An 8,104-nucleotide genomic window follows, 5' to 3' on the forward strand; every position below is an offset into this window, starting at 1 on the left:
CAACACCATGCATTTTACTCCTCCTTTCCAAATTCACAGTTAAGATTTTGTTACTGCAAAACTATTGGTTCCTTAACCCTAGTTTTATAATATTCAAGGATAAGCTTATCCATCATTTGACTTATCAATAATGCTTCATTGGAATCAAATGAATCAGAAGCCATTATTTTATTTAGTTCTCCTCTTACTTCCTCCATCTCTTTATCCATACCCACACCTCACTAAATTTAAACACCTATAATATAGTCTATAGATTCATAAAATCACAACTTATATTTATTGGACAAAAGCCGTACAATTGCACGGCTTCAGTATTATATTATATACCATACTTTTTTATTCACCTTGAAAAAGTGCTGTAGAAAGATATCTCTCACCGGTATCAGGTAGTAAAACTACTATGGTTTTACCTTTGTTCTCAGGTCTTTTAGCAATTTCAGTTGCTGCAAAAACTGCTGCTCCCGACGATATTCCTACAAGAAGACCTTCTGTATTTGCTAGGCTTCTTGAGCCTTCAAAAGCCTCTTCATTTTTTACTTTAAATATCTCATCAATAATACCCGTGTTTAAAATATCAGGTACAAATCCAGCACCTATACCCTGTATCTTGTGGGGACCAGAATTTCCTCCTGACAGTACCGGGGAATCATTCGGCTCTACTGCTACTATTCTTATATTTGGATTTTTTTGCTTCAAAACTTCGCCAACACCTGTAATTGTTCCTCCAGTACCAACTCCACCAACAAAAATATCTACCAGACCGTCAGTATCCCTCCAAATTTCCTCAGCTGTTGTTTTCCTGTGGATCTCCGGGTTTGCAGGATTAGTAAACTGCTGTGGTATAAAAGAATGTGGAGTTTCGGCTGCAAGCTCTTCAGCCTTCCTAATGGCACCCTTCATACCTTCAGAACCTGGGGTTAACACTAATTCAGCACCTAAAGCCTTTAATAAGTTTCTCCTTTCTACACTCATTGTTTCAGGCATTGTCAATATTAATTTATAGCCTTTTGCTGCTGCTACAAAAGCAAGAGCTATTCCTGTATTTCCACTTGTACACTCAATAATTACTGAATCTTTGGTTAATATACCCTTGTCTTCGGCATCCTTTATCATGGCATATCCTATTCTATCTTTAACGCTTCCTGCTGGGTTAAAGTACTCAAGTTTGGCAATCAACCTTGCTTGGAGCTGATTGTTTACACTATAATTTGAAAGTTCCAGTAACGGTGTATTTCCGATTAAATCAGTTAAACTTTTTGCTATTTTTGACATTAATTAACCTCCATCATCTTTAAAAGTATTTATTCTATGTTATTCTTTTACCATCTATAAAACTAAAACCTTTGTTGATTTTAAGCTTTTACATCAATTTTACTTCCAACAAATTCATTAGATATTTTATCTTTAGAAACATTCTGTTTTTTTGCCTCAACTTGCATACCATCCTTCATTTGCATACTAGGACTGTTATGCATGCTCTTCATATTGCAGCTTTTTGACATACTGCCCATCCCTGCTATACTCTGCATTCCCGACATATTTAATCATCCTCTCATTTATTGTTATTTTTTCAGTACTACTAAAATGATTTAAATCTACTCATAATACTAGTGTCTTCTCCATGCATGTTACCCATGGAATTATGTATCTGAATCATACCTTCTCTTCCTAAAGGCTCCATCATTTGTGCCATAGATTCATATCCATTATCTTTCATAATCTCTATCATCTTACTGTCCGTTATCTATGTTATGCCTCATATGATCACGACCTTCATGGGAGCCGCTTCCGCCAGACATACCGTTCCCTTGTCCGCCGTGAGAATGTCCTCCTCCACAACAACCTCCTCCCCTAAACATAATGAATACAAATGCACCAACTAATATCAAATACCACCAGTTTTGCAATAAAAATTCCATATTAACACCTCATTTTAAAATTGATTTCTATTTTTTTACTAAATATATGCTTCAACGAGTATGGGGATATGCTCACTTCCTGAAATGTGAATTGAAACCGGCCACCTAAGAGGTAGGAGACATTTGCCATCTCGTTATATTAATCCTACCAAACAAATACGAAGTTCTTATGAAGATGTGTAATAAAAATAATCTTTTCAGTAAATTAATCTATTCCATTATATAAAGAGAATTCAGTTTTAGCTGAGCTCTCTTATTTTATAAGCATGTCTTTCAGCCTAGTTGCTTGTATATTTTTCTTCATACTTTGGATTATTGTTATTTGACCAGAATATTCAGTAAGTGACTCAACAAAAGACATGGTGAAAAACAACCTCCTGTTTGGTATCCTTTCATAAAGTAATCAAACAGAAGGTTGTAATATGGGAACCATATATAATCATATTTTAAATAATAACTTCACTATACACAGGAATGGAAGGAACTGAACCTCTACCTGATAACTTTTTTGATGTATGACCTGGTCTGCTAACTTAAAACAGGCCTCGCTTTTGCTACTGTGAGTATAATTGCAGCATTTACAAACACCTTCTCTAAAGCCCATAGTATGTCTTCAATATTATCTAAATTTATCCATCATACCATTTGGATAACCGCCATTTCCCATCATTGAATTATGCATTTGAACCATTCCTTCTCTACTTATGGATTGCATCATTTGTGCCATATAACCATAACCATTATCATTCATGATTTCAATCATTTTATCATAATCTTCCTGTGATAAATTATTCATGTAATCTGCCATAGCCGCATAATTACCGGTCTCCATATATCTGCCTGCATCTTTGAATCCATTGTCTCTCATGATTTTTATCATATCCTCATATATATCCTTTGAAGTATTGTCACTTATTTCATTCACAGCCGTTTTTGCATTTTCATTGAGTTCTTCAACAGTAGTTTGCAGTACATTAGCATTACTTCTATTAACACTTGAATTATTAGCTATGCCAGTCCCTACTATATCCTGCACTTTTATATCACCATTTTTCATTGCTAATATACTTGCTTTCACACTACTCACTTTCGCTACAATTTGTGGGTTACTATCAATACCACTTGCAAAAGCTACTCCTCCTATTGCACCTGCTGAAATTACTGCCGCACCTAATATAGCTATAAGTTTATTATTCATAATATTTCCTCCTAGTTTTTGTTTTTATCAGAAAAGCATTTGCGTATTGTTATGTATTTCTTATTCTTTAATTAAATTATACATTGCAAATTTGGAGGAAATGTGGAGAATACATCCTTATTAATGTTTTTATTTTTCGTTTTTAATGATTATTTTCTTTACAATATCACCAATCAAATTTGTATCATTAACTCTTGTAAACCCTGCTTTTTGGATATTTTCCACAGTACGCCTGTTGATATTTGCACCCCATAGATTTACAGTCAATGGATTAAAAACATCCATAATTAGTCCTAATACCTTCCTTTCACTTCGTACATGCTCAATCATAATTATTTTTCCATTAGGTTTACATACCCGTCTTATTTCTTTCAATCCTTTTACAGGATCAGGTACAGAGCAGAATACACAAGTTGTAAATACCATATCAAATGTATTATCAGCAAAGTCCATATTCTGTGCATCCATCTGTATCAGTTCTACTTGTTTATTAAGTTTTTTTGCCTTCTCTCTAGCTTTTGCAAGCATCTTCTCACTAAAATCAATGGCTGTTATTTCTATATCATCAGCGTAATATGGTATATTCTTTCCCGTTCCAACTCCTATTTCTAATACCTTCCCTTTTAAAACCTTAGTAGCTTCCAGTCTCCACTTTTTCATAGACATTCCTTCCATAGGCTGTTCAAGTATATCATACATCCGTGAAGCTCTATCATATCTTCTTCTAATCTTTTCGGTATCGTCCATTGTATCACCACTTTCACATTATCATAAATTTTAATATACAAAATTACTTATTCAAAAAATCCTAAAAGTTCATTCAGACTATAAACAACTAAAAAATATGTTCATAGTTAGAATAAACCGTCTCAAAATAGCTCGTTATTTTTAGATTTTGAATTTTTGAATCAATTTATTCAGCTCATCTGCCAATAATAGCTGCTCTTGTGCTGCTTTTGAAACCTCTTCTACTGCAATTGTAGTTTCATTAATGCTGTTTAAAATACCGTCCGAATTTACTGAGGTTTGCTGTGCTGTTACAGATACATTTTCGATTGCTGAACTTGTCTGCTGGATGGAACTCTGTATCAGTTGTGTTTCTATTGCAATATCAGCAGACATTTCTTTAATAAATTTAGCATCATTTTCATATTTTTGTGCATTTTCAAAGAAAATTTCGTAATCAGGATTTACGTTATTATCAATAAAACTCAGTATATCCTGAGCATTTTTAGTGAGATTATAAAATGCGGCTTGTACCTCATCAATAACTCTTTGTATATTTGACACATTTATGGCTGACTGCTCAGCAAGTTTCCGAATTTCATCTGAAACAACAGCAAAGCCCTTTCCCATTTCTCCAGCTCTGGCTGATTCTATAGCTGCATTTAAAGCAAGTAAATTTGTTCTTGATGATATATCTGCTATTGAATTTGCCATTATTTTTATATCAGTAACAACCTTTCCATCTTCAATAGCTTTTAGTATTCCTGATTGTTTTTCTCTGTACAAATCTTTAGTGACTTTTATTGCTTTTAAGCTTGTGTTCTTTATTTCTTCCGCTCTGTGTTCTATCTTTTTCGAAGTTAAATCTCCATTAGCCGCTTTGCTTGAAAGTCCACTTACATTGGAACTTATTTTTTCAATGGCTTCATTTACTTCAAGGGTTGTTGCTGTCAATTCCTCTGTTCCTTTCCATATTTCTTTTGTGGATTCATTAATATTGTCCATTTTAGTAGAAATTTCTTCAATATTAGAGCTTAATTCTTCACTTGAACTATTGAGATTTTGGGAACTAGAAATTATTGCTCCTATTAATTTTCTAGTATTTTCTCCTGCTTTATTTAATGCAAGGGCAAGTTGCCCTATTTCATCTTTAGATTCTACCTTTATTGATTCACTTAAATCCCCACTGCCAAGTGCATCTGCAAAAACCAATACTTTCTTTATTTCTTTTGATAAAGATATTGATATTAATAAACCTAATAAAATAGCTAAACCCAAACCAATTATAACTATAGAAGTCATTATAATAACTGAATTTTGAGCTATAGCATCATTGGAATTGTTAGCCTCTTCTGCTTCTTTTATATTTGAATTTGTCATATCATTCAACACTTGTGCTGTTTTTAACCAAATGTCCTCAACTTTTGTCAAATATACTTGTGCTTCTTCATAATTATCTGCTTCAACAAGTTTAAAAAAGTTATCGCGCTCCATCATAAAACTTTGATGATAATTATCAAATTCCGAAAGCATCTTTTTCTCTTCTTCATTTGAACCATGTTCTTTATAATCTGAAGCTAAGGACATCTCTTCCTTTGACAGGTTTTTAATTTCATCTATCTTTTGCTTTATAATATCTTGATCTCTTGTAATCAGAAGGGTTTGCAGATCAGTATGTATTTGCAAAAAATTTTCTTTCAATATACCCACTTTTCTTACATGCAATAAATTATCCTCATACATAGCTTTTGAATTCGAGCTCATTTTCATAATATCCAATACCGCTATTATCCCAATTGCCCCTAACATTAGTGCAATTAAAAGAAAGCCTATTATAAGTTTTTGTCCAATTTTTAAATTTTTAAATATTTTCATAAAAACCTCCCAAAATTCAACTAATAACAAGTAAAACTATTTAATTGTCTCCTTGTCTTACTTATACAATTTAGTTTATATAACATAAGAAACAATCCCAATATGCCCAGTAATTTACTTTTAATTATAAACAAATAATATGTAGATATTGTGTAATTTCCAATTCTTATGCAATTTACTTAAAAATAGATTATAAAAAATCCACTAAACAAATATCTAATCAAAAATAGATAAAAAAATAAATAAAGTCTGGTGTACCACTTTGATATACCTTTTACTGGTATATTAAAGAGGCTTACGCAGACTTCTTTTTTATGCAACAAATCAATAATTAAACGTATTATTGTTTCAAAACTGATTTTCTTCTTAAATATTCTTCTTCGCTTATCTCACCATTAGCAAATCTATTGTTCAAAATTTCTAATGCATCATTTGATTGTATATTCCTTCTATAATTTAGGTTATTGCCATTATTTGAAGAATTAAAATACAAGAATACTAAAATACCTATAATAATCAACGGAAAAAACATCATAATTATCATCTCCTTTTCAGTTAACACTGTATTGGCTTTGGTCGTAAGTATGCACTTTATTCAATTTAGTATTTTCAACCGTGCTCCTACATCAAATATTTAAACATTTGAATTAACTTAATATATAAATTGTAGTACTCAATTATGGAGGAAATATGAAGGTTTCATATTTCTTTTGGGAATAATGAATAATAGCAAACTGTTATCTATTGCAACAGAGATTGAGGGAAAATTCCTTCCAAGACTATTCGTAAAATTTAAATGATATGAGTTTCTCATATATAGTATAAAATTAATTTTTTAAAGCAAACTAACTATTGTATAAAAACAAAGGAGTGATTTTAATGGGCGTAGTAACAATGGTAAAAAATAATTATCAGGCATGTATAGATGCATGTAGTAAATGCTCACAAGCATGTTACGAATGCTTCGAGGCTTGTCTTAACGAATCTGACTTAAATGCAAGAAAAAATTGTGTAAAGATGCTTGTTGAATGTGCAAAGATGTGTGAAATGTCAACAGGTCTTATGTCTATGAATGCTCAGTTTTCAAAACAACACTGCAAGATGTGTGCTGATGTTTGTGATGCATGTGCTAAAGAATGCGAAATGTTCAAAGATGACCATTGCCAAAAATGTGCAGATGTATGCAGAATGTGTGCTGATGAATGCAGAAAAATGTCTAATATGTAATTAGTATCAAGTATATGATTTCTTTTTTTGCATGAATTAATTATACAATTAATGTGAGTTCTTAAGAACTCATCAGAGTGTCGACAAAGTCGACACTTTTTTCTTTTTAATATAAAATATTATTGGGTGATAAATTATGTTAACAAAGAGAAATCAATAATCAAGAAAACAAGTAGAATTTAATAGTTTAGAAGATCTAGTTCCAAGTGAACACTTATTAAGAAAAGTAGATAAATCAATTAGATTTGATTTTATATATGAAGAAGTTAAACATCTATACTCTGGAATTGGAATACCAAGTATAGATCCAGTAGTTTTAATAAAAATAGTGCTTATTAAGTACTTATTTGGAATTCCTTCAATGAGACAAACTATATCTGAAATACAAGTCAATATTGCTTATAGATGGTTTATTGTATACTCGATTAGCGAAGCTATTCCTCATTTCTATACTTTTAGTAAGAACTACGAGCGCCGCTTTAAACATACAGATTTGTTTTCAACAATATTTATAAAAATATTAGAAATAGCTGAAGCTGAAGGATTTATATCTCCTGAATAAATTTACATAGATTCAACTCATATTAAAGCATCTGCCAATAAGAAGAAAAATATTAAAATTAATGTTGAAGTAGAAGCCAAAAAGTATAAAGATCAATTAGATAAAGAAATTGAAGAAGATAGAAAAAAGCATAATAAGAAACCACCAAAAGGTGACTCTAAAGTGGGAACAAAAACTATAATTCAAAGCACTACAGACAAATATAGTGGAATGTTCTATAAAACTGAAAAAGAAAAATGTTTTGCTTATTTAGCCCACACTGCGTGTGATGACGCAAATTTTGTTTTAGGCTTCGAAGTGACCGCAGGAAATATACACTATAGCGTAGCTTTTGAAGATGTCTATAAGCTATATAAAGATGAAATAATAATAACAGCTATTGATTCAGGATACAAGACTCCTTATATTACAAAAATGATTTTATTAATCAGGGGTATTACCATCAATGCCATATAATCATCCTATGATTAAAGATGGCTACAAGCATAAATCTGATTCTGCTGATTGCAATAATTGTCCTAGTATCCTAAAGTGTACTAATAGCAAAAATAAAATGGTATATTGGGAATAATATTCTTAAAATAAAGGAGGATTCCA

Annotated in this window: 11 protein-coding genes; 3 read left to right on the top strand and 8 right to left on the bottom strand. The window is 31.5% G+C overall.

What is annotated here, in order from left to right; translation table 11 throughout:
• Window positions 1-50: 50 nt before the first annotated feature.
• The 8 genes from ACTB1H_RS08500 to ACTB1H_RS08535 form a co-directional block, all read right to left on the bottom strand.
• Window positions 51-209 (bottom strand): aspartyl-phosphate phosphatase Spo0E family protein, encoded by a 159-nt coding sequence (locus ACTB1H_RS08500; RefSeq protein WP_463262414.1) that lies wholly within the window; start codon window positions 207-209, stop codon window positions 51-53.
• A 127-nt stretch (window positions 210-336) separates the two neighbouring features.
• Window positions 337-1,272: a cysteine synthase A gene (gene cysK / locus ACTB1H_RS08505; RefSeq protein ID WP_463262415.1), complete on the bottom strand. Its 936-nt coding sequence runs from the start codon at window positions 1,270-1,272 to the stop codon at window positions 337-339.
• A gap of 80 nt (window positions 1,273-1,352) precedes the next feature.
• Window positions 1,353-1,538, bottom strand: a complete 186-nt coding sequence (locus ACTB1H_RS08510) for a hypothetical protein (protein WP_463262416.1) — start codon at window positions 1,536-1,538, stop codon at window positions 1,353-1,355.
• 41 nt (window positions 1,539-1,579) lie between these two features.
• Window positions 1,580-1,729, bottom strand: coding sequence for a hypothetical protein (locus ACTB1H_RS08515; RefSeq protein WP_463262417.1), 150 nt, complete (start codon window positions 1,727-1,729; stop codon window positions 1,580-1,582).
• Between the two features lie 809 nt (window positions 1,730-2,538).
• Window positions 2,539-3,117 (bottom strand): hypothetical protein, encoded by a 579-nt coding sequence (locus ACTB1H_RS08520; RefSeq protein WP_463262418.1) that lies wholly within the window; start codon window positions 3,115-3,117, stop codon window positions 2,539-2,541.
• A 129-nt stretch (window positions 3,118-3,246) separates the two neighbouring features.
• Window positions 3,247-3,864, bottom strand: coding sequence for a class I SAM-dependent methyltransferase (locus tag ACTB1H_RS08525; protein WP_463262419.1), 618 nt, complete (start codon window positions 3,862-3,864; stop codon window positions 3,247-3,249).
• Between the two features lie 141 nt (window positions 3,865-4,005).
• Entirely contained in the window at window positions 4,006-5,718 is a 1,713-nt protein-coding gene (locus ACTB1H_RS08530; RefSeq protein ID WP_463262420.1) for a methyl-accepting chemotaxis protein, read from the bottom strand.
• A gap of 340 nt (window positions 5,719-6,058) precedes the next feature.
• Window positions 6,059-6,253 (bottom strand): SHOCT domain-containing protein, encoded by a 195-nt coding sequence (locus ACTB1H_RS08535; RefSeq protein WP_463262421.1) that lies wholly within the window; start codon window positions 6,251-6,253, stop codon window positions 6,059-6,061.
• 344 nt (window positions 6,254-6,597) lie between these two features.
• Here ACTB1H_RS08535 and ACTB1H_RS08540 point away from each other — a divergent pair, with 344 nt between their 5' ends.
• The 3 genes from ACTB1H_RS08540 (at window position 6,598) to ACTB1H_RS08550 (ending at window position 7,963) form a co-directional block, all read left to right on the top strand.
• On the top strand, window positions 6,598-6,945 hold the full coding sequence (locus tag ACTB1H_RS08540) for a four-helix bundle copper-binding protein (RefSeq protein WP_463262422.1): 348 nt from the start codon (window positions 6,598-6,600) through the stop codon (window positions 6,943-6,945).
• A gap of 301 nt (window positions 6,946-7,246) precedes the next feature.
• Window positions 7,247-7,507 (top strand): transposase, encoded by a 261-nt coding sequence (locus ACTB1H_RS08545; protein ID WP_463262424.1) that lies wholly within the window; start codon window positions 7,247-7,249, stop codon window positions 7,505-7,507.
• A gap of 162 nt (window positions 7,508-7,669) precedes the next feature.
• On the top strand, window positions 7,670-7,963 hold the full coding sequence (locus tag ACTB1H_RS08550; protein WP_463262423.1) for a transposase: 294 nt from the start codon (window positions 7,670-7,672) through the stop codon (window positions 7,961-7,963).
• Window positions 7,964-8,104: the final 141 nt, after the last annotated feature.

This window comes from Soehngenia sp., from assembly GCF_055108775.1.

What these genes read in the sequence shown, in the direction of transcription:
- ACTB1H_RS08500 (WP_463262414.1), bottom strand. Translation starts at nt 209, where the DNA reads ATGGATAAAGAGATGGAGGAAGTAAGAGGAGAACTAAATAAAATAATG.
- ACTB1H_RS08530 (WP_463262420.1), bottom strand. Translation starts at nt 5,718, where the DNA reads ATGAAAATATTTAAAAATTTAAAAATTGGACAAAAACTTATAATAGGC.
- cysK (WP_463262415.1), bottom strand. Translation starts at nt 1,272, where the DNA reads ATGTCAAAAATAGCAAAAAGTTTAACTGATTTAATCGGAAATACACCG.
- ACTB1H_RS08510 (WP_463262416.1), bottom strand. Translation starts at nt 1,538, where the DNA reads ATGTCGGGAATGCAGAGTATAGCAGGGATGGGCAGTATGTCAAAAAGC.
- ACTB1H_RS08520 (WP_463262418.1), bottom strand. Translation starts at nt 3,117, where the DNA reads ATGAATAATAAACTTATAGCTATATTAGGTGCGGCAGTAATTTCAGCA.
- ACTB1H_RS08540 (WP_463262422.1), top strand. Translation starts at nt 6,598, where the DNA reads ATGGGCGTAGTAACAATGGTAAAAAATAATTATCAGGCATGTATAGAT.
- ACTB1H_RS08535 (WP_463262421.1), bottom strand. Translation starts at nt 6,253, where the DNA reads ATGATGTTTTTTCCGTTGATTATTATAGGTATTTTAGTATTCTTGTAT.
- ACTB1H_RS08525 (WP_463262419.1), bottom strand. Translation starts at nt 3,864, where the DNA reads ATGGACGATACCGAAAAGATTAGAAGAAGATATGATAGAGCTTCACGG.
- ACTB1H_RS08515 (WP_463262417.1), bottom strand. Translation starts at nt 1,729, where the DNA reads ATGATAGAGATTATGAAAGATAATGGATATGAATCTATGGCACAAATG.